14 protein-coding genes are annotated in these 21,590 nt (G+C 43.5%); 11 read left to right on the forward strand and 3 right to left on the reverse strand.

Annotated elements, in window-relative coordinates; all coding sequences use genetic code 11:
* Nucleotides 1–10: 10 nt before the first annotated feature.
* Together ABNK31_RS06325 and ABNK31_RS06330 are read right to left on the reverse strand one after the other, a co-directional pair.
* On the reverse strand, nucleotides 11–1,072 hold the full coding sequence (locus ABNK31_RS06325; protein ID WP_418894834.1) for an efflux RND transporter periplasmic adaptor subunit: 1,062 nt from the start codon (nucleotides 1,070–1,072) through the stop codon (nucleotides 11–13).
* 108 nt (nucleotides 1,073–1,180) lie between these two features.
* Nucleotides 1,181–1,816, reverse strand: coding sequence for a porin family protein (locus ABNK31_RS06330; RefSeq protein ID WP_418894835.1), 636 nt, complete (start codon nucleotides 1,814–1,816; stop codon nucleotides 1,181–1,183).
* Nucleotides 1,817–1,996: 180 nt separating this feature from the next.
* On the opposite strand from ABNK31_RS06330, the gene ABNK31_RS06335 reads away from it, so the two are divergent.
* Nucleotides 1,997–2,869 carry an AraC family transcriptional regulator gene (locus ABNK31_RS06335; RefSeq protein ID WP_418894836.1) on the forward strand — a complete coding sequence of 291 codons (873 nt, stop codon included), beginning with the start codon at nucleotides 1,997–1,999 and terminating at the stop codon, nucleotides 2,867–2,869.
* Nucleotides 2,870–2,905: 36 nt separating this feature from the next.
* On the opposite strand, the gene ABNK31_RS06340 is transcribed toward ABNK31_RS06335, so the two are convergent.
* Complete coding sequence (locus ABNK31_RS06340; protein ID WP_418894837.1) at nucleotides 2,906–4,582, reverse strand: AMP-binding protein; 1,677 nt, start codon at nucleotides 4,580–4,582, stop codon at nucleotides 2,906–2,908.
* Between the two features lie 302 nt (nucleotides 4,583–4,884).
* On the opposite strand from ABNK31_RS06340, the gene ABNK31_RS06345 reads away from it, so the two are divergent.
* From ABNK31_RS06345 to ABNK31_RS06390, 10 genes are all read left to right on the forward strand, one after another.
* On the forward strand, nucleotides 4,885–5,379 hold the full coding sequence (locus ABNK31_RS06345; RefSeq protein ID WP_418894838.1) for a DoxX family protein: 495 nt from the start codon (nucleotides 4,885–4,887) through the stop codon (nucleotides 5,377–5,379).
* Nucleotides 5,380–5,382: 3 nt separating this feature from the next.
* A complete protein-coding gene (locus ABNK31_RS06350) occupies nucleotides 5,383–7,065 on the forward strand; it encodes a Gfo/Idh/MocA family oxidoreductase (RefSeq protein ID WP_418894839.1) in 1,683 nt (560 codons plus the stop codon).
* A 40-nt stretch (nucleotides 7,066–7,105) separates the two neighbouring features.
* The gene (locus tag ABNK31_RS06355) at nucleotides 7,106–10,231 is read left to right on the forward strand and encodes a GH92 family glycosyl hydrolase (RefSeq protein ID WP_418894840.1); all 3,126 of its coding nucleotides are present in this window, start codon (nucleotides 7,106–7,108) and stop codon (nucleotides 10,229–10,231) included.
* A gap of 668 nt (nucleotides 10,232–10,899) precedes the next feature.
* Complete coding sequence (locus ABNK31_RS06360; RefSeq protein WP_418894841.1) at nucleotides 10,900–11,076, forward strand: hypothetical protein; 177 nt, start codon at nucleotides 10,900–10,902, stop codon at nucleotides 11,074–11,076.
* 67 nt (nucleotides 11,077–11,143) lie between these two features.
* Nucleotides 11,144–12,586: an IPT/TIG domain-containing protein gene (locus ABNK31_RS06365; RefSeq protein ID WP_418894842.1), complete on the forward strand. Its 1,443-nt coding sequence runs from the start codon at nucleotides 11,144–11,146 to the stop codon at nucleotides 12,584–12,586.
* Nucleotides 12,587–12,609: 23 nt separating this feature from the next.
* Complete coding sequence (locus tag ABNK31_RS06370) at nucleotides 12,610–15,747, forward strand: SusC/RagA family TonB-linked outer membrane protein (RefSeq protein ID WP_418894843.1); 3,138 nt, start codon at nucleotides 12,610–12,612, stop codon at nucleotides 15,745–15,747.
* Nucleotides 15,748–15,760: 13 nt separating this feature from the next.
* A complete protein-coding gene (locus ABNK31_RS06375; protein WP_418894844.1) occupies nucleotides 15,761–17,788 on the forward strand; it encodes a RagB/SusD family nutrient uptake outer membrane protein in 2,028 nt (675 codons plus the stop codon).
* A gap of 24 nt (nucleotides 17,789–17,812) precedes the next feature.
* The gene (locus tag ABNK31_RS06380; RefSeq protein ID WP_418894845.1) at nucleotides 17,813–18,856 is read left to right on the forward strand and encodes a DUF4973 domain-containing protein; all 1,044 of its coding nucleotides are present in this window, start codon (nucleotides 17,813–17,815) and stop codon (nucleotides 18,854–18,856) included.
* A gap of 305 nt (nucleotides 18,857–19,161) precedes the next feature.
* A complete protein-coding gene (locus ABNK31_RS06385; protein WP_418894846.1) occupies nucleotides 19,162–20,631 on the forward strand; it encodes a Gfo/Idh/MocA family protein in 1,470 nt (489 codons plus the stop codon).
* Between the two features lie 142 nt (nucleotides 20,632–20,773).
* Nucleotides 20,774–21,544, forward strand: a complete 771-nt coding sequence (locus ABNK31_RS06390; RefSeq protein WP_418894847.1) for a 3-keto-disaccharide hydrolase — start codon at nucleotides 20,774–20,776, stop codon at nucleotides 21,542–21,544.
* The last annotated feature ends 46 nt before the right edge of the window (nucleotides 21,545–21,590 follow it).

Raw genomic sequence — 21,590 nt, forward strand, 5'->3', positions numbered from 1 at the left:
GAGTCTTTTTTTATTTCACGATGGACACTTGCATTCCCTCGCTTACCTTATTGCTCCCTTCTATAATCACTTGCTCGCCCTCTTTCAGGCCTTCCTCTACGATTACACCATAGTCGGCCAAAGACCCGGTAGTTATAAATCGGCGCTTGGCGACATTGTCTTCCGCCAGCCATACGAAACGTTGTCCGTCGGGAGAAATCCGGACGGATTTATTCGGAATGATTATTTTTTTGTTTCCGTCTTCTTCCAAAGGACTTAAATATACTTTACAAACCATACCGGGAATAATTTCCGATTGCGGATTCCTCAGCTTAACGGTTATTTTATAGGTATGTGAGATGGGATTTGCTTCGATGCCTTTTATATCGACTCTTCCTTCGTATGCCTTCTCCTGTAGAGCCGTTACCTGGACTTTTGCCGGTTGTCCTACCCGTACCGTTCCTATTTCGTTTTCGGGGATAGCTACATTTATATTGACATCGTCGATGGAAACAATCTTGAATGCCGAGAGCCCCGGCATGGCATTTTGTCCTTCTTCCACGGAACGCTCCGCGATGATACCGGACATGGGAGCATCTAGTTTGCAATCGTCAAGGCTTTTCCGGGCGATTGCTTCCATGGCTTTAGCCTGTTCCAATCCCGTTTCGACTTCTATGAATTTTATATCCGGCAAACTCCCCTTTTTATGCAATTCCGACATCCGGGCGTACGCATCCTCAGCTTGTTTGAGTGTCGATTTGGCGACTTCATAGGCATTTTGTACGGTAACCGAGTTTAACTCGGCCAAAAGCTGCCCTTTATTTATTCTTTGTCCTTCCGATACGTACACCCGTTCTACATTTCCCATTCCCGAAAAACTGACGGAAATAGCGGATGAACCTTCTGCCGTCCCCACGTAATTACGCTGGATATGTTCATTAAAAAATTCGACATTCAGCACTTTTACGGGAATAACCTTCTGCGGTTTTTCCGTGTTCTCTTTACCTCCGCACCCGATTACCGATAGGGCGAAGAGGGTTAGATAGATGCTTTTTTGCTTTGTTATGCTAAAGATTGATTTATTCTTTTTCATATATTGCTGATTTTAAGCTTTATAAATGTATCAAACGACTAAAAAAGAAGGAGGAACTTTCGAGTGCTCCTCCATCTTTTACAACAATTATCATCGTTTCGCACGAAATTAAAACCGGTAGCCGAGTCCTAAACTGATAGTTTGAGGTAACATCGTCGCATCGTCTTTTCCGGCATTCAGGGCATCGATCACGCCGATCTTATACCCTGCATTGATTTGGATACCCGCCTCGAATTCATAGCCGATCATGATTCCTGCACCGAAATCAAAACGCTGCAAAGCCGATTTTTTATTGTCGTATTCTTTGTAGAGTTTAAGATCTTCCGCGTTGTCATTATCTGATTTGTAACGGGCATCAAAACCTAAGCCTACATAAGGTCCCACGCCTATATAGCCCGTTCCACTACCTAAGTTCATTTGTCCGACGGCATAAACAGGGATCTCCGCACCGAAATATTGATAATCTTCGAAAGAATTTCCCGCAGGATTATTTTTTATTTCGGATGTTTTGAAATGAAATAGTAGTTCGGGTTGAAGAGCAAAGTGATCGGTGAAATTGATTTTTGCAAATCCTCCGAGACTTGCTCCGAACCCCAGATTGCTTTCCACATTGTCCAAATCACTTAAAATAAAGTTAGACATGTTGGCGTCTGCTTTTACACCCAAATCCACTTTTTGTGCACTTACTTGCGTTGCCGTTCCTAATCCAACCATCAACGCTAATGATAACATGATTTTTTTCATTTCTAAAAATTTAGTTATTAAAATTGTTTTCCTTCTTTTTTGTTTTGAAAACTTGTGCAAAGATAGGATGACCGGGATGGCTCGGCAAGGTCAATAATTCGCTAATTGTGTTCTAAAAGTCGGTTTAAATAGATATTTCACCTGAAATAGTCCTATATTTGTAGCCTAAAAGAGATATTTATGACAAATGACGTCACTCCCGACGAAATAAAATCAATAGAAGATCGGCTTACTCAGGAACTCATTACCAACGACCTTTTCGTATTGGATGACATCAGCAAAATACCTTATTTTGATCGTCCCATTAAGATTGATTATGCTGTAGGCGTTATTTGTCTGGAAGGTTCTGTGGAAGGCAGTATTAATTTGAAGGTTTACAAGTATTCCAAAAATGATTTTTTTATTATGCTTCCGGGACAAATAGCGCAATATTCCTATAAAAGTCCGGACTTTAAAGGCTTGTTTATCATCGTTTCAAAAAACTTTATCGATAATTTTGACCTGAATGCGAAAGAATCGGTACCCGTATTCTTTTATTTAAAAGAGAGTCCGATCATGCATCTAAATTCGGATGACATGAACCTGATGCATGAATATTATTCCTTATTAAAAAGAGTTTTACGGATGGAGAATACCATCCCTCGCATGAAGATTGTCCGTTTGTTGGCACAAGCCTTTTTTTATGGGCTTTACGATGCTCAGCAGTCACAACAAAAAACAAATGATGATAAGCCCAAACAGGAAGTTTTATTCGATGCCTTTTTCAACCTGATTCTTCAGCACTATAAAGATTCGCGCGAAGTAAGGTTTTATGCAGACAAACTTTACTTAACTCCAAAATATCTATCGACTGTAGTCAAACAACTTACAGGAAAAACAGCGTTGGAATGGATTAACGATTATGTAATCCTGGAGGCAAAATCCCTCCTAAAATCTACCAATAAGTCTATTCAACAAATAAGCGAAGAACTGCACTTCCCTTCACAATCCTTCTTCGGAAAGTACTTTAAACGGTTAGTCGGTATTTCTCCCAAAGCATACCGGAATATATAGGCAAAAAAGCCCAATTAATCTTTCTATGAGAGACTGTCATTCATTTATGGGATGGCTGCCCGGTTGATATTTAAATCGCCGGATACTGCGTTTTGGAGTTTTCTCAAACTCCTCGTCCTGCAATACTACTGCTGAGATTTTGCTGTAGGAAGGAAGTTGCGAATTGATTTCCTTGATTGTTTCTTCAAAAAACGATTGGTAGTTTTCCGGGGCGATTCCATCGGCTTTCAACGCATCCGCATCCGGAAAGATCAAAGCGGTGATTTTGCCGTTTTCTTCAATTGCTAATGATTCTGCAATATAGGGCGAATTGTTCAGTTTGTCTTCCACCTCTTCCGGATAGATGTTTTGTCCGGATGCGCCCAATATCAAGTTTTTATTTCGACCTTTAATGAAGATGAAATGATCTTTGTCGATAAGTCCCAAATCTCCGGTTTTCATCCACCCGTCTTTTTGCAATACCTCATCGGTTGCTTCCTGATTTTTATAATACCCGAGCATCACATTGGTTCCTTTCACACGGATTTCGCCGACGATATTTTCCGGATCTTCGGAGTCGATTTTTGCTTGCATACGATCCACAATTTGTCCGCACGACCGTTCCTTAAATTTTGTCCAGTACGAATAAGAGACAAGCGGTCCGCATTCGGTCATTCCGTATCCTACCGTGTAGGGGAACTTTATTTTCCTCAGGAATTTTTCGACATCCGCGTTCAGCGCTGCACCGCCGATGACAACCTCCACTAAGTTTCCTCCGAATACTTCTATCAAGGACTTCCGCACTTTCCGATAAACGATCGCGTTCAATAAGGGGATTTTCTTTAATGTCTTGGCCGCTCCTTGTTCGAGTTTAGGGAATACATTTTTTGTAACGATCTTCTCGATGATCAGCGGAACGGCCAATACTAATTTGGGTTTTATTTCTGCGAATGTCTTAACGAGTACCTGCGGCGAAGGCGTTTTTCCCAAAAAATGGATATGTACGCCCATCGAAATGGAATTCAACACTTCGAATGCCAATCCGTATGTATGGGCCATGGGAAGCATGCATACGATATCGTCACCCGAATGGATAAAAGGTAATTGTTCGTTGGCAAATTTGGTGTTCGACCATAAGCTGCGGTAAGGGAGCATAACCCCTTTGGGACTGCTTGTTGTGCCTGAGGTATAATTGATAACGGCAAGTTCTTCACTACGGTCGTGACGGAAGGCGATGTCATTCACAAAGAAACCGTTTTTATAGTTCTCTTCGAAGAAAGATTCGGCTGAACCGGCAAACGTTTGCAAGTCTTTTGATACGGAATGTAACAAGGACAAATTATCGAGGGAAAAAACCGATTCTACTTTCGGAAGGGCGTTTTTGTCGAGTTCGTTGTAAATGGCTTCATCGGCAAAAATAATTTTCGAATCGGAATGATCGATGATATATTGGATACTTTCTTTGTTAAATTCATGTAAAATACTTACGGCTACGGCTCCGTATGATAACGTAGAGAAAAAGGCGATCGCCCAATGAGCGGAGTTGCGCCCGACGATAGCAATTTTGTCTCCTCGGTGCACATTCGCCGCCTTGAAATAATGATGTATTTTGTCCATTTCACGGGCAAAATCTTTATAATAAAACGTCTTCCCCTGAAAGTCTGTCATTGCCGGTAAATCCCAATGAATCCGGATACTTTGCTCTATTAAATGTAAAAAAGACTGGTCAATCATTTCTTCTAAATTTTTATTACCATACAAACAACTAATTCTATCGGATTGTTTACTTTCACTTTTATCTGGCAAAAGAACAACGAATCAGGGGTTAAACGAAACTCCCGGGAATAATGTTTTGATAGTTGATAAGAAATTCCTGTTTTTACAGATATTTACAATAAGGCTTGATTGCTACGAATCTTATACTCCGGAAATTTTACTGTAAAAATAATTTGTAGTAATTTTACGGCCACTATTCGTTTCCCGCACAATTACGCGAAAGCATAGGAAATCTCGGTTTTATATATAGTTTCAAAATAATGAAGGACATTTACACAAAGTATTCCAAAATGCGATTGTTTTGGTTGGTTTTATTAAGAGTATTAATCGGTTGGTATTTTTTATACGAAGGAACGGCGAAACTTTTTACGCCTAATTGGTCTGCGAGCGCTTACTTGTTGGATTCTAAAGGTCTGTTTGCTCCTCTTTTTACCCTGTTGGCCGAAAACCCTACGTTACTTTCCGTAACGAATTTCATCAATATCTATGGGTTGATTCTTGTCGGATTATCTCTTATTCTTGGACTTTTTAATAAACTAGGGTATTGGGGAGCTATCGTCTTTCTTATATTGTTCTATTTGTCACATCCGCCGATGTTGAATGTCGAGTATTTGCTTCCGGCCGAAGGTTCTTATCTTTGGGTGGACAAAAACCTGGTGATGTTGGGGGCAGTCATGGTGCTGTCGTATTTTCCCACTTCACATCTTATAGGATTTGACAGAATCATTTTCGCAAACAGAAAAAAGCACAACTAACTTATGGATAACGATAAAAATCTTTCTAACGAAAAAGATACAAACAAAGAGGAGCTTCCGCATGAAAACGCTCCTAAACGTCCTGTTTCCGAAGGGCGCCGCGATGCGCTGAAAGCAATCGCTACGGTTCCGGTGTTGGGGGCTATGGCTTACGGTATTTACAAAAAGCGCAGAAATGAAATGAATAATAACCGTGCATCGGAGATGTTTCGGTTTAAGTCGGATGAAAGGCCGATGACTCCGATCGCGTCCGATGAGAATATTGTACGCGTGGGAATTATCGGAGCGGGTATCCGTGGAAGCCAATTGCTCCGCGGGCTGGGTTTCGCAACGCCTGAGTATGTCGAGGAGCTCAAACAGCAATCGCTGAAAGATTCGAAAAACACCCGTTATGCCGATTTCATGGAGCAGGAAGATTTGCGCATACAACTCACCGCGGTGTGCGATGTCTTCGACAATCACGCCTATGACGGTATTAAAGCCGGTGCAAACATTCATCGTGAAGGTGTCAACGGTACTTACGGCCCTGAACCGAAACGGTATTTGAATTATAAAGAGTTGCTTGCGGCCGACGATGTGGATGCGGTGGTGATTGCTTCGCCCGATCATTGGCATGGAACCATGGCTATGGACGCTATCAAGGCCGGTAAGCATGTGTATCTCGAAAAACCGATGACGTGGACGGTGCCCGAAACATATGCCTTGAGGGATATTGTAAAAAGTAGCAATCGGGTGTTTCAACTCGGGCATCAAAATCGTCAGATAGAGGCCTATGAAAGGGCGAGAGAGATTATTGAGAAGGGATTGCTGGGCCCCATAAGCCTTGTCGAAACCGGCACAAACCGCAATGACCCGAATGGGGCGTGGGTATATGCCATTCATCCCGATGGAAACGAAAAGACCATCGATTGGAAGCAATTCGAAGGAGATCCCGACAGGATAAAAGAGTATATGGATTATATGACTTCCGCGGGATTGGCTAAATATGTCGGGCCTGACCCGCGCGATAAATTCAGTCTGGAACGTTTCTTCCGCTGGCGTTGCTGGTGGGATTACAGTACGGGTCTGAGCGGCGATTTGCTTACGCATGAGTATGATGCCATGAATCAAATCCTCAAGTTAGGTATTCCCGATTCTGCGGTTTCTTCGGGAGGGGTATATTTCTTTAAGGATGGACGTACGGTTCCTGATGTGTTGCAAACAGCTTTCGAATATAAAGACCGCGGTACTACGTTTCTCTATTCCGCCACGCTTGCCAGCCAGTATGATCGTCCTCGAAAAATCATGGGGCATGATGCGACGATGGAAGTCGGAAGCACCTTAACCATTACCATTGATCCCCGTTCGGAACAATACAAAGAAAAAATAGAAAAAGGCATTATAAAACCCGGGGAACCGTTTTATCAGTATATTCCCGGACGTAGCGTGGATGCTGTTTCGTCGGCAACCGAACTTTATTTCGCCAAACGGGGTCTGCTGTATTCATATGTAGGCGGAAAAAGGTACGATACTACTTTTTTACATCTGAAGGAGTGGTTAAGTTGCATTCGTCATGGCGGTACGCCGGCGTGCGGTATCGATCAGGCGTTTCAGGAAGCAATTACCGCCCACATGGGAACAAGGGCGTATCTGGAAGGCCGTACGATGTATTGGGATGCCGAGAAGGAGGAAATAACAAGGGGATAGATTAATTAGCGAATTAGTAAATTAGCGAATTAGCAAATTAATGAAAACCGTCAACTTGTCTGTTATCTGTGGGTTGTTATTCAGTATCTTCCCTTTGTTTTCCCAATCTGTGGCAAAGCAACCGGTTGATTATGTAAATCCGTATATCGGGGGCATCAGTCATTTATTGGTTCCGACTTATCCTACCATACATCTTCCGAACAGTATGTTGCGTGTGTATCCGGAGCGGGCTGATTTTACGGGCGATTTGTTGAACGGTTTACCCTTGGTTGTAACCAGTCATCGGGGAAGTTCTGCTTTTAACCTGAGTCCTTTTCAAGGCTCGGTTGACGACTTGCAGCCGGTTATACAATATAGTTATGATCAGGAAAAAATCACGCCCTATTCCTATTCCGTTTATTTAGACGAAGAGGAGGTGGAGGTAAAATATGCCGTGTCGCATCAATCAGGTATTTATGAGTTAGAATTTCTTGGAAATGAAGAAACGGTTTCACTGATAGTCAATTCTCGCCGGGGAGCAATGCGATGGGACGGAAAGGCGGTATCCGGATTTCAGCAGTTGGATAATAACACAAAAGTATATATTTATCTTGAACCGGATGTTTTACCGGTGTCCGTTCGCTCGTTTCACAACGGCATTTGGACAAAGGAACGCCAAACGTCGGGAGACAACGCGGCTGTTGTTCTCCAATATGCCCGGGAAAAGGAGAACCTCACCCTTCGGTATGGGATTTCGTTTATTGATGAACAGCAGGCGAAGAAGAATTTCGAAAGGGAGATACGCGGACGTCATTTGCCCGATATTGCCGCATCGGGGAGAGATCTTTGGAATAAGACATTGGGGAAGTTATCGGTGGAAGGAGGCAGTGAAGATCATAAAGCGGTTTTCTATACATCTTTATATCGTACGTATGAACGGCCGGTATGTATTTCGGAAGACGGCCGGTATTTCAGCGCTTTTGACGGGAAAGTACACAATGATGAGGGCATTCCTTTTTATACGGATGATTGGATTTGGGATACGTATCGGGCTACGCACCCGCTGCGGACGATTATCGAACCGGATATGGAACGCGATATCATCCGGTCATTCTTGCGAATGTCGGAGCAAATGGAACATTTTTGGTGGCCTACTTTCCCTGAAATAACGGGTGACAGCCGTCGGATGAATTCCAACCACGGGGTTGCTACGGTGATAGATGCGTATCGGAAAGGCATCAGAGGGTATGATTTGACCAAAATTTATGAGGCTTGTAAGAATGCCTTAACTCAGAAAACATTGGCGCCTTGGTCGGCAAAACCTGCCGGGGAATTGGATCGATTCTATCATACAAAGGGGTATATTCCGGCCCTCCGAGAAGGCGAAGAAGAAACTATTCCGGAAGTCCATTCCTTCGAAAAACGTCAGCCGGTGGCCGTGACGTTGGGGACGGCTTATGATGAATGGTGTCTTGCCCAAATAGCCAAAGAATTGGGTAAAGAGGCGGATTACCGTTACTTTTTGGAAAAGTCTTATAATTATCGTCATCTGTTCAATCCGAACACCGGGTTCTTTCATCCGAAAGATAAAGAAGGCCGTTTTATCGAACCGTTCGATTATGCTTTCCCCGGTGGAATGGGCGCCCGTGAGTTTTATGGTGAGAATAACGGGTGGATTTATCGCTGGGATGTACAACATAATATTCCGGATCTGATTCAATTAATGGGAGGAGATTCAACGTTCGTCAAAAATCTCGATCGTATGTTTTCCGAACCTCTGGGTAGAAGCAAATACGATTTTTATGCAAAGCTTCCCGATCATACAGGCAATGTAGGCCAGTTCTCCATGGCGAATGAGCCTTCGCTGCATATTCCCTATTTATATGCTTATGCCGGCCAACCGTGGAAAACGCAAAAACGCATCCATACCCTCATTGATCAGTGGTTTAGAAATGACCTGATGGGAGTTCCCGGGGATGAAGACGGAGGAGGTATGACGGCCTTCGTGGTTTTCTCTCAAATGGGATTTTATCCGGTGACTCCCGGATTGCCGGTATATACCATCGGTAGCCCGTTCTTCGAGAAAACGGTTATTCAGTTGCCCAACGGAAAAACGTTTACGGTGAAGGCTGAAAATTTTTCAGGGGATAATAAATACATTCAATCCGCAAAACTCAATGGAAAAGAATGGAATAGGGCATGGATCGAACACTCTGCCATTGTAAACGGTGGGGTGCTTGAGTTAACAATGGGAGATAAGGCAAATGTGTCATGGGGTAGCGGTCTATCGAATTATTTTAATCCTGTTGTTAGATCCGATGCTCCCGATCCATCGGTTATTCTTGCTGAAGACGGTTGTTTTTACCTTTATCACACAGGAATTGGAATTCACCGTTCGACGAATTTAGTTGACTGGGAATATATAGGAAATGCTTTTACCGATGCCGGACGGCCTCGTTGGGAACCCAACGCCGGTTTGTGGGCGCCCGATATCAATTATATCGACGGAAAATATGTGATGTATTATTCCATGTCGGTTTGGGGGGGAGAACAGACTTGTGGTATCGGGGTAGCGATCTCCGATAAGCCCGAAGGGCCATTTACCGATCATGGAAAATTGTTCCGGAGCAACGAGATCGGCGTGCAAAATTCCATCGACCCTTTTTATATCGAAGAAAACGCAAAGAAGTATCTGTTTTGGGGCAGTTTTCGCGGCATCTACGGCATCGAACTGACGGATGACGGGCTCAATCTGAAACCTGGCGCCGAAAAAAAACAGGTGGCCGGCACGGCTTATGAAGGAACCTATATCCATAAACGCGGCGACTATTATTATTTGTTCGGTTCCATCGGTACCTGTTGCGAGGGGGTAAAAAGTACCTATACCACGGTGGTCGGGCGTTCCAAAAATCTTTGGGGCCCGTATGTCGATCAATCCGGCGGCAGGATGCTCGACAATAAGCACGAAATCGTCCTTCACGGAAACGGTTTGTTTAAGGGAACGGGACATAACTCGGAAATCTTTCAGGATAAAGCAGGCAACGACTGGATACTGTATCATGCTTTTGAAATAGCGCATCCCGATCGTCAGCGGCAAGTGTTGTTGGATAGAATCCATTGGGAGAACGGTTGGCCGACGGTAAAATCGAATGCGCCTTCCTCCGGGGCGGAGGCTCCCGAATGGTAGGTTTTGTTTTGTTATAAAAATGATAAAGAAGCTGAAGACAGGCCGTGGATCCGTCACTATTTTAAATAACCCTGGCACCTCTATCTGTAAGCGGCTTGTGTTATCAATATAAACAACATCAATAAATAGTATAGAAAAAATCAATTGATTTATTTATGTTTTATTCTTGTTTGTTAGAAAAATCGTGTATATTTGCCTTTCGAAAATAGGTTTACTGCCTGACACGACAGAAAAATCTAACTGGTATGTAAAACTCATGACAAAGGATCGGAAAAATATCAAAATAATGACTTCGGCGCCCCTGTTAACGCCTGTTAAAATAACGGGGGGGGGGGGTATTTACATTATTTAACCAAATAGTTTTTTCTCTTTCTATAGTGGCGGCTTCCGCGCCTCTGTTTTCTTTTCTCTATACTCCTGAGCGCTTTTTCGGAAATTCTCATTCTTCCCATATTCTTTCTTTTAAGGAAAAATCCGTCTGCGGTTTTCATCCTAAGGATACATTTTCTTTTCCGTTTCTTCCGGTTACTTTTCCGGAAGGGCTTTGTTATTTCCGTTCGTGGCGGGAAAAAAGCGAAATAAGCCGTTATCGGGCTTCCTGTCCTTACCGCTCAAGATTCGCATTTTTATTCATTCTATATATTTTCAATATCAATAGTTAGATAATCATGAAAAGATTAACAATCCATTTTTTCCGATTGGCAACAATCGGTTTAGGAACCCCGGGGCATAACACCCCGAATGGGTTCGAAAAGAATACCGGCATGTCGGTGTTGGAACTTCCGGTTTATCCGGATGTGGCGATCAAGCCTCCAAAAGGTTCATTCACGATAAAAAGGAGGTGAAGAGGGCAAGGACGAATTATCGTCCGGTAAAACATTCTATTATAAATCTATTTATTAATCTAAACAAATGAGAAAAAAGATTTTCGCAAGTTATTTTGCAATTTTAATTTTAATAGGCTACGTAGTGACCAGTTGTAGTCAGGAGGGAGGATATGTACCCCCTGAACCTCCCGTCCCATCGGACCCTTCCAAACCGGTAATATTTACCGATTACTTTCCAAAGGAAGGAAGTATGCGTACCTTAATATTTATTGAAGGAAGTAATTTTGGAACCGACATTTCGAAGATTGAAGTCGCTATCGGAGGAGTATCCGCTCCGGTTATAGGATCTTCAGGCACCAAAATATGTATTATGGTGCCCAGGCGTTCCAACAGGGGCGATGTGGTGGCCCGGATTAAGGATGAGAGCGGACAAGTGGTTAAAGAACACCAGTTCGAGGATTTGTTCACGCTTCATGTAGCTTTACAGGTGAACACGTTAGCCGGTAAGGTGGATCCGCAAACAAATTCTTCCAGCATTATTAATGGCTCTTTTGAAGAAGCTGAATTTCAAAGTCCTTGGTGGTTGGAATTCGATAAAGACGAACAAGGAAATAAGATTATCTATTGTATCGATGAAGAAGGTATGACAGCGCTTCGCAAAATCAACTTGACCACCCAAGAGGTTGCTACGGTGTTTACGAAAGGCCAAGCCGGCGTGGAGAGCGTGAAATCCATGTTGTTCGACACACCCACCAGAGACACGCTTTTCTTTGTGGATGACAACGGACGCGGCAACTGGAACGACCGGCACCAAATGCCGAATATGTTTTTTGCCCTTCGGGAGGAAGGCTTCAGAAAGGTCTATCCTTATCTGTATGCACAGTGTTCGTATTCTGCCGTATCCATGGGTGACGGATCCCTTTTTTACAATACTTGGACGAATTCAATCGTTTACAAAGCCCGTCAGGTATTTGATGAAGCTGCTCAAATGTGGGACGGAAAGCCTTTATTCAGTGTGAAAGCGAATTCTCAAGAACATATTTTCATGTTCAGGCACCCGGATGATCTGTATGTGTATGTGACCGGATTTAATGGGGTGTATCGATGCGCCTATGATAAAACAACCAAAGAACTCGTTTCATCGTCATTGCATGTAGGTAGTATTGGTGGCGGTTCGGGGTATGCGGATGCCCCGGGAAGTTCCGCCCGGTTTAACCGTCCGCGCCAAGGGGTTTTTGTAAAAAACAAAGAGTATGTAGCACAAGGGAAAACGGATGTATATGACTTTTATGTCTGCGACCATAATAATAGTTGCATCCGGAAAGTTACGCCTGACGGCCAGGTCAGCACATTTGCAGGACGAGGCAGTGCAGGGACCGATGGCAAAGTATATGGTTGGATCGATGGAGAAGCGCGAGAAACAGCCCGTTTCGATCAACCCACCGGTATTTGTTATGATGAGGAAGAAGAAATCTTCTATGTGGCAGACAAACAAAATAAACGTATCCGTACCATTGCTGTAGAGTAAATCAAAAGAAAAAACACGAAAAAATGAAGAAATATATTCTAATTGTTTTATGCTCGTTTATAGGTATTATGAGCATATTTGCCCAGAAAAAAACGGTGCAAGTTTCGGGTACGATTGCGGACTCGCAAGGCAATCCGTTAATTGGAGCCACTGTGGTTGTAAGGGATAAACCGGGACTGGGTGTGATTTCCGATATCGACGGAAAATACAAAATAGAGATCGAACCCTTTCAATATTTGGTGTTCTCTTACCTCGGTTATGAACCCCAGGAGCATTTGGTAAAAGATGAAAATACGACTCTTAATATTACGATGCAGGAATCAAAAGCCACTGCGCTGGACGAAATAACCATTACGGGTACGGGACCGCAGAAGAAAGTGACGGTTACAGGAGCCATTACTACCGTGGATGTGGGAACTTTGAATACGCCGGTCTCGAGTGTGAGCAACGCTTTGGCGGGCAATGTCGCCGGAGTATTGGCCATGCAGACTTCGGGACAGCCGGGACAAAATACCTCCGAATTCTGGATCCGCGGAATTTCCACATTCGGAGGCAGCTCCAGCGCTTTGATTTTGGTGGATGGGTTCGAACGGAGTATGGATGAACTCAATATCGAAGATATCGAATCGTTCTCTGTCTTGAAGGATGCCTCCGCCACGGCTATATACGGCTCACGCGGAGCGAATGGAGTTATATTGATCACTACAAAAAGAGGGAATGACGGGAAAGTGGAAGTAAATGCCAAAGCGGAATATACTTGGACCACCCGTACCAAAACACCTGAATTCGTCGATGGCATGACCTATGCTACGATGGCGAACGAAGCGCGTACCACCCGCAATCAAAAAGCGGTTTACACCGATTCGGAGTTAATGATGATCAATGAACAATTGGATCCGGATATTTATCCGAATGTCGATTGGATGGGCCTTTTATTGAAAGACGGGGCGCCCACTTATCGCGCTTCGGTGAATGTGAAAGGCGGAGGATCCAAGGCCCGGTATTATTTGTCGGGTAGCTTCTTGGACGAAGGGGGAATGTATAATGTGGACCGGAACATGAAAGATTACGATACCAACGCCAATTATCAACGCTATAACTACCGGATGAATATCGACATGAACCTGACGTCTTCCACCTTGATTCAGGTAGGTATCGGCGGAGCGCTGGAAAAAACGAATCGTTCCGGCGCGGTCAGTTCCGACGATATCTGGTATTCGGCTTTCGGCTATAATCCCGTAACCATGCCGGTGATGTATTCGAACGGATATGTACCTGTCATAATGACAGAAGGTACGTTGACATCATCGTGGGAAGCGATATATAATCCCTGGACAGGTGCTACACAAACGGGATACACCGAAATCTGGAAAAATACCATCAATTCGAATATTACCTTGGAGCAAAATCTTGATTTTCTAACGAAGGGTTTGAAGTTTATAGGACGTTACGGATACGATACCTTTAATGAGAACAATATCCAACGCCGAAAAAACCCGGAGATGTGGAGAGCCGAACGGTTACGCAATCCGAACGGCGAGATTGTATTTAGCAGGCTCATTCAAGAACGTTTACTATCCCAGAATTCTTCTGCGTCGGGTGACCGGAAAGAGTTCTTGGAAGCGGAACTTTCCTATGGCAGGACTTTCGGAGATCATAATATCGGCAGTGTTCTCAAATATACGCAAGACAATTATGTAAATACCTCCAATGTCGGGGGGGATATCATGAAAGGGGTCGCCCGCAAGCACCAAGGATTGGCAGGAAACCTTTCTTACGGTTATATGAATCGCTATTTAGCCAATTTCAATTTCGGCTATAACGGTTCGGAAAACTTTGCTAAAGGGCATCAATTCGGTTTTTTCCCTGCCTATTCTGTGGCATGGAATATCGCGGAGGAAAGTTTTGTAAAAAACAACATCGACTGGTTGGGTATGTTTAAGATCCGGTACTCTTACGGAGAAGTCGGGACGGATGGTGTCGATCCGAAAAAACCGGAGACACGCTTTCCTTATCTGGCCGAATTTGGAAATTATAGCAGGAATACAAGTGCCGGAGATCAAACGATATCTTACAATTGGGGCGACCTGGGTAGCCCATTCTCCTATTCGGGATTGACCTATACAAAGGTATCTTCCAATAATGTCACTTGGGAAACCGCCAAGAAGCACGACGTGGGAGTAGATTTGTACCTTTTTGGCGATAAATTCGGACTGACAGTGGATTATTTCGATGAAAAACGCGAGGGTATCTATATGAGGAGAGATTATTTGCCCGATATGGTCGGTATTCAAGGTCAAAACCCTTCGGCAAATGTGGGAAGTGTAAAGTCGAGAGGGTTCGACGGTAACTTCAAATTCGATCAAAAGATCGGAGAAGTCGGATTGCAGTTGCGCGGAAACTTCACATACAGCAAAAACGAAATTACCGAAGCCGATGAAATGGTCAACCGTTATCCGTATCTCCGTCGTACCGGATTCCGGGTGGATCAGGCGAAAGGATTGATTGATTTAGGCCTTTTCAAGGATTATGACGATATCCGGAATAGTCCCCGTCAAGATTTTGGTGATGCTCGGGATATCATGCCCGGTGATATCAAGTATAAGGATGTTAATGGCGACGGCATCGTCAATAATGATGATATTGTACCTATTGGCGCTACCACCAAGCCTAATTTAATTTACGGCTTGGGCATATCCGCTACGTGGGGGGGCTTTGATTTTAACCTGCATTTCCAAGGTGCCGGAAAATCGAATTTCTTCATCGATGGATTTACCGTATATCCCTTTATTAATGGAGAATGGGGGAATATCCTCGAAGAAATGGCGAATGCTAATCGCTGGATGTTGGGAGTCAACGAAGACCCGAATGCCGAATACCCGCGTTTGAGTTATGGGGGAAATGCCAACAATTACCGCCCCTCTACTTATTGGCTCCGGAATGGCGCTTACTTGCGCCTGAAAACATTGGAAATGGGCTATACCTTGCCCAAGGTGCTTACTACCAAACTGCACTTGAGTAAAGTACGGTTACATGTGATCGGTCAAAATTTATTGACCTTCTCCTCATTCAAATTATGGGATCCGGAAATGGGTAGTTCCAATGGAATGAAATATCCGTTGGGAAAAACCGTAACAGTAGGATTAACCGTTAATATTTAAAAGTAAAACATTTATGAAAAAGAAATATATTCTATTAAGTATCATAGCCTGTTTAAGTGTCGGCTTGCAATCTTGTTCCGATCATTTGAATGTAGAACGCTATTTTAACGACAGGCAAGATTTGGAGCGTATATTCAATAGCCGAGATTACACCGAACAGTGGCTCGCTAATGCTTATTACCAGCTTCTTTCCTTTAATTTGGAAATTGGGCATGTACGGTTTACGCTTACCAATTACTCCGATGATATGATTTTTACGGAGCCCGGCGCCGGCATTTCTTACTCTAACTATAAATTCGGCCAATACGGCCCTCAGTACGGCGGGAATGTACATGATCTTATTTACCGCCCTTGGGATCAGTCCTACGAGGGTATCCGCCAGGCTTCTATTTTCCTGCAACATGTGCATCCGGGCGATGAAATTAGCGAAGAAAGGTACCGGGATTTAAAAGGTCAAGCTTACTTCATTCGCGGCTATCTCTATTGGCTGTTGTTGAGAAAATACGGTCCTATACCTATCTTGCCTGATGAAGGGATTGATTATGAAAGTAGTTATGAAAATCTGATTTATCCGAGAAATACTTATGACGAATGTGTGGAGTATATCTCCGAACAGATGCTGTTGGCCGCCGGACTTTTAGAAAGTAACCGGGATAGCCGTAGCGCTTCACGCCCTACAAAAGGTTCCGCATTGGCGGTGCGTGCCAAAGCCTACCTATATGCGGCGAGCCCGTTAATGAATGGAAATCCGGAAATGTCTTCCTTTGTCGATGATCAGGGAAAGCAACTCATTTCTCAGCAATATGATGAGGAGAAATGGGCGAAGGCGGCTGCTGCGGCTTTGGATGTGATAAAATTAGGCAAATATAAAATATATGTCACTTCTAAACGGACTACCGGCGGACTTTGGGGGGCTTATCCGAAAACGGTAGAACCTCCGTATCATCCCGTATATTCCGAGAAAACTTGGGAGGAAGGCGGATGGAAGGATATCGATCCGTTGGATTCGTATCGCTCGCTGTTTAATGGCGACCTGTATGTTAATGAGAATCCCGAATTGATTTTTTCGCGCGGCGATAATCAACTGAACGACGAATATGGAATACAATCTATGACTCGTCACCAAATGCCGGTTAGTAAAGGCGGCGGATGGAATTGCCACGGCATCACGGGTAAACAATGCGACGCTTACGGTATGAACGACGGGAAACCGTTCGATCGGAGCACCAGCCCGAAAGGGTTTACGCAGAAAGACGGGGAATATCCTTATTTGAGGAAAGATGTTTGGTTGGAATATGCCAACCGGGAACCGCGCTTTTATGCGTCGGTGGCTTTTAGCGGCGCTCATTGGGCCTGTACCAGTGCAAAGGATGCCAATAACCGTGATTTCCAAATCTTCTACTATTACGGAGAAGATGACGGGCGTAAAATCGTGAGTACCGACGATCGTTGGATACCCACCGGTATCGGAATGATGAAATTTGTAAATCCGAAAGAGAGTTATAAAGATGGTGTTGCATATTCCAAAGTGGATCCGGCGATCCGGTATGCCGATATCCTCCTGATGTATGCCGAGGCATTGAATGAGTTGACCTCGACCTATCAGATTGCCTCATGGGATGGTCGTGAAACGTATAGTATTTCACGGGATATCCCGGCTATGAAAGCGGCCGTACTTCCGGTACGCTTGAGAGCCGGAGTGCCTAATTACGATGAAGTCGGTATGGGCGATCCGTATACCAATCCGGAGGAATTGAGAAAGGCGCTCAAACGCGAACGGCAGATTGAGTTTTTAGGGGAGAACCAACGCTATTACGACCTTCGCCGTTGGAAAGATGCGCCGGAAGAAGAGAGCCAAATGATTTATGGTTGCAACACAACCGTTCCGAAAGAATCCCGGGAGTTCTTCTATGAACAAGTCGTTGTGCCAAGTGTACAAACAAGCTGGTCTATGAAAAAATATTTCTGGCCGATAAATTACGAAGAGTTGAAAAGAAACGCTCGCTTGACTCAGGCTCCGGGATGGCCTTCATTTGATTGATTCATATATAAACAAAAAACACAGATGAAAAATTTATATTTTTATTTGATTATTCTATTTGGTGCGCTTTTTTGTCTCTCCGGTTGCAATAACGAATGGGAAGATGAACTGTATACCCGAATGGTATCATTGAAAGCGCCGATTAACAGGGATGATGTCTCCATTATTTATTTAAGATATAAACCCAATGATTCTACGGTCACTTATAAACTTCCGGTTATTGTAAGCGGATCACAAACGAATGATCGGGATTATAATGTGCGTATTGATGTGGATAATGATACGTTAAACGCGTTGAACATCGACAAATATGCGGCAAGAACCGATTTATATTATCATCAATTGCCGGAGAGTTTTTATGAATTGCCTTCGCAGACTTGTCATATTCCGGCTGGCAGCGACGTGGCTTTATTCGATATCAACTTTAAATTTTCGGGATTGGACCTGGTGGAAAAATGGGTGTTGCCATTGACCGTTTTGCCCGATGCTTCCTATTCGTTGAACACGTATAAAGGCCGGCAGAAAGCGTTACTCTGGATAATGCCGTTTAACGACTATTCCGGTAATTATAATGCGGGTAGTATGTATGTGTATTTCGGGAACAATACAACCAAGTATATGACGGCAAGTACCCGTGAGGCCCGAGTGGTGGATGAAAATACCATTTTCTTTTATGCCGGCATTACCGAGGAATTGGCCGAAAACAGGGGTGATTTTAAAGTGAAATGCGAATTCCTTCCACCTGATGAAGTGACGGAAATAAAAGATTCAAGAACAGGAGATGGTACCGGGCTTTATGTGAAAAAGGGAAGATTGATATTAAGTGCGGATAATCCGGCTTTGGAATTCGAAGTGATAGGAGAGCCTACTTACGAAATCAAAGAGGAATTCGATATCGACCGTCCGCATATTATTAAACGCTTCTTTACGCTGACGATGGAATATAAGTATAAAGACAGTGATTCCAGTGAAAACATGGTATTTCCTTACAGATGTAAAGGAACGATGATTTTGCAACGTAATATCAGTACATTGATTCCTGACGAAGATCAGGCAGTCTTCTGGTAAGTGCGGATTTGGCTGCAGCAGAAGAATAAAACAGGAATAAAGGAGTATCCGATATCATAATGGATACTCCTTATATATTGATTTAATCAGGTGTTTTTGGAGATTAAACAATCATTTTAGTATCTTTGAACGAAATTTATTTCAAAACTATTTTTTCTTTATTGTTTTTGTTATGCCGATAATTTTATATCTTTACGGTCTATAAGTAGAAGGTGAGGCATTTGTATCAAAAAGATATCAATAAGTATAAACTATCAAATATTTAATTTTTTATTGTTAGTATCTAATCTAAATAAACAGAAATTATGTCGTCAAAAATGTCAAGAAGAAAGTTTATCCAGGCAGGTGCAACAGCAGCTGTCGGATTAACGGTAGTACCGTCAACGGTATTAGGGAAAAGTATGGGCTATACGGCTCCCAGTGATAAGCTCAATATTGCTGCTGTTGGAATTGGTGGAATGGGTTTTGCAAATCTGAAAAATCTGGAAAGCCAAAACATCGTAGGTCTGGCTGATGTGGATTGGAAATATAGCGATCGCGTATTCAAACATTTCCCGAAGGCTAAGAAGTATTACGATTATCGTAAGATGTATGAAGAGTTGGGAAAAACCATCGATGGGGTTGTCGTGGCTACGGCTGACCATACCCATGCTGTTATCGCTGCGGATGCAATGACCCTTGGAAAGCATGTCTATGTTCAGAAACCGTTAACCCATACCGTTTATGAGTCTCGTTTGCTCACGAGCCTTGCTAAAAAGTATAAAGTTGCTACCAGTATGGGTAACCAGGGCTCGTCGGGCTCCGGTGTTCGGCAAGTAATCGATTGGATTTGGAATGGTGAAATCGGAGAGATTAAAAAAGTAGAGGCCTTTACCGACCGTCCTATCTGGCCGCAAGGATTGAATACTCCCAAACAAGTTGACAAAATCCCTTCTACTCTCAATTGGGATCTCTTTATAGGCCCGGCTGCCAAACGTCCGTTCAATAATATTTATCATCCCTGGAACTGGCGCGGATGGTGGGACTTCGGTACGGGAGCTTTAGGCGATATGGCTTGCCATATTCTTCATCCGGTATTTAAAGGTCTCCGACTGGGTTATCCTACCAAAGTGGAAGGCTCTTCGACCATGTTGTTGAATGATTGCGCTCCCACCGCACAAATCGTTAAATATACGTTCCCCGCACGCGAAAATCTTCCTAAGGTGGCTTTCCCCGAAGTGGAAGTTAATTGGTACGACGGTGGTTTGCTACCGGTTCGTCCCGAAGGCGTACCCGCCGGCAAGAACCTGAATGATAGCGGTGGAGCCGTTATTTTCCACGGAACAAAAGATACGCTTATCTGCGGATGTTACGGTGTAAATCCATGGTTGGTTTCCGGAAGAAAACCCGATTCTCCCAAAACCCAACGCGAAGTAACTCTTTCCCATGAACTGGACTGGGTACGCGCTGCCAAGGAAAGTCCCGAAAATCGTGTCGAAACCGCTTCTCCTTTCTCCGAAGCAGGTCCTTTCAACGAAATGGTTGTAATGGGTGTGTTAGGTGTCAGATTGCAGAGCCTGAATCAGGAATTGCATTGGGACGGGGCAAATATGAAGTTTACCAATATTCCGGCCGGTGCAACTATCCGCACGATTATCGCTGACGGATTTAAGATTACCGACGGTGATCCCTCTTTCGATAAAACATGGACGGAACCGGTGGATGCCAATGCTTATGCAGAGGAATTAATCAAGCATACGTATAAAAACGGATGGAAATTACCGGCAATGCCGTAAAAACTCAATAAAAACGTAATTTCCTTTCGGAAAATGTCATTCCGGTTAGTTCTTATGAATATTCCGGAATGGCATATCATTCCATTTTTACAAAAATGAAATGATATTGAAGAAAATAAGTTTATAAAAAAAAGAAATCGTTATGAAAAAAGTGTATTATGTATTTAGTTTACTCATTATGTCGAGTATGATTTTTGCATCCTGCAACAATGCTCAAAAGAAAGCGGATGCCCAAGCGACAGATTCGGTGGAAGTAACTCCGGAAGACGAATGGATCACCCTTTTTGACGGCACATCCCTTAACGGGTGGCGCGGCTACGGACGTACCGATGTACCGGCAGCTTGGACTATTGAGGATGGTGCTTTAAAGATCAATGGTTCGGGAAAAGGAGAAGCCGGCGCTAAGGATGGCGGCGATCTTATTTATGACCGGAAATTCAAAAATTTCGAACTTACCTTTGAATGGAAAGTGTCGGAAGGTGCAAATAGCGGTGTGCTTTATTTGGCTCAGGAAGTTGAGGGCGAACCTATCTGGAAATCGGCTCCCGAATATCAGGTATTGGATAACGAAAGACATCCGGATGCTAAATTAGGTAAAAATAATAACCGTCAATCGGCTTCTTTATACGACCTGATCCCTGCTGTTCCGCAAAATTCAAAACCTGCCGGCGAATGGAATACCGGTGGTGTGTTGGTATACAAAGGAACGGTTGTTCATTCACAAAACGGTGAAAATGTAGTGGAATATCATTTGTGGACCGATGACTGGAAGAAATTGGTCGAAGGAAGTAAATTCAAAGGATGGGAAAACTTCATCAATGCCGGTGGTGAAAACCAAGAAGGTTATATCGGATTGCAAGACCATGGCGATGATGTATGGTACCGCAATATCAAAATTAAAGTTTTAGATTAAGCATCTTTTCATATAAAGAGTGTTCTTAATAGATGTTTCTATTAAG

Source organism: Limibacterium fermenti, assembly GCF_041902845.1.
GTDB classification, from domain to species: domain Bacteria; phylum Bacteroidota; class Bacteroidia; order Bacteroidales; family Dysgonomonadaceae; genus Limibacterium; species Limibacterium fermenti.

Excerpts from the sequence above, each read along its gene's own strand:
- ABNK31_RS06325 (WP_418894834.1), bottom strand. The coding sequence starts at position 1,072 with ATGAAAAAGAATAAATCAATCTTTAGCATAACAAAGCAAAAAAGCATC.
- ABNK31_RS06330 (WP_418894835.1), bottom strand. The coding sequence starts at position 1,816 with ATGAAAAAAATCATGTTATCATTAGCGTTGATGGTTGGATTAGGAACG.
- ABNK31_RS06335 (WP_418894836.1), top strand. The coding sequence starts at position 1,997 with ATGACAAATGACGTCACTCCCGACGAAATAAAATCAATAGAAGATCGG.
- ABNK31_RS06340 (WP_418894837.1), bottom strand. The coding sequence starts at position 4,582 with ATGATTGACCAGTCTTTTTTACATTTAATAGAGCAAAGTATCCGGATT.
- ABNK31_RS06345 (WP_418894838.1), top strand. The coding sequence starts at position 4,885 with ATGAAGGACATTTACACAAAGTATTCCAAAATGCGATTGTTTTGGTTG.
- ABNK31_RS06350 (WP_418894839.1), top strand. The coding sequence starts at position 5,383 with ATGGATAACGATAAAAATCTTTCTAACGAAAAAGATACAAACAAAGAG.
- ABNK31_RS06355 (WP_418894840.1), top strand. The coding sequence starts at position 7,106 with ATGAAAACCGTCAACTTGTCTGTTATCTGTGGGTTGTTATTCAGTATC.
- ABNK31_RS06360 (WP_418894841.1), top strand. The coding sequence starts at position 10,900 with ATGAAAAGATTAACAATCCATTTTTTCCGATTGGCAACAATCGGTTTA.
- ABNK31_RS06365 (WP_418894842.1), top strand. The coding sequence starts at position 11,144 with ATGAGAAAAAAGATTTTCGCAAGTTATTTTGCAATTTTAATTTTAATA.
- ABNK31_RS06370 (WP_418894843.1), top strand. The coding sequence starts at position 12,610 with ATGAAGAAATATATTCTAATTGTTTTATGCTCGTTTATAGGTATTATG.
- ABNK31_RS06375 (WP_418894844.1), top strand. The coding sequence starts at position 15,761 with ATGAAAAAGAAATATATTCTATTAAGTATCATAGCCTGTTTAAGTGTC.
- ABNK31_RS06380 (WP_418894845.1), top strand. The coding sequence starts at position 17,813 with ATGAAAAATTTATATTTTTATTTGATTATTCTATTTGGTGCGCTTTTT.
- ABNK31_RS06385 (WP_418894846.1), top strand. The coding sequence starts at position 19,162 with ATGTCGTCAAAAATGTCAAGAAGAAAGTTTATCCAGGCAGGTGCAACA.
- ABNK31_RS06390 (WP_418894847.1), top strand. The coding sequence starts at position 20,774 with ATGAAAAAAGTGTATTATGTATTTAGTTTACTCATTATGTCGAGTATG.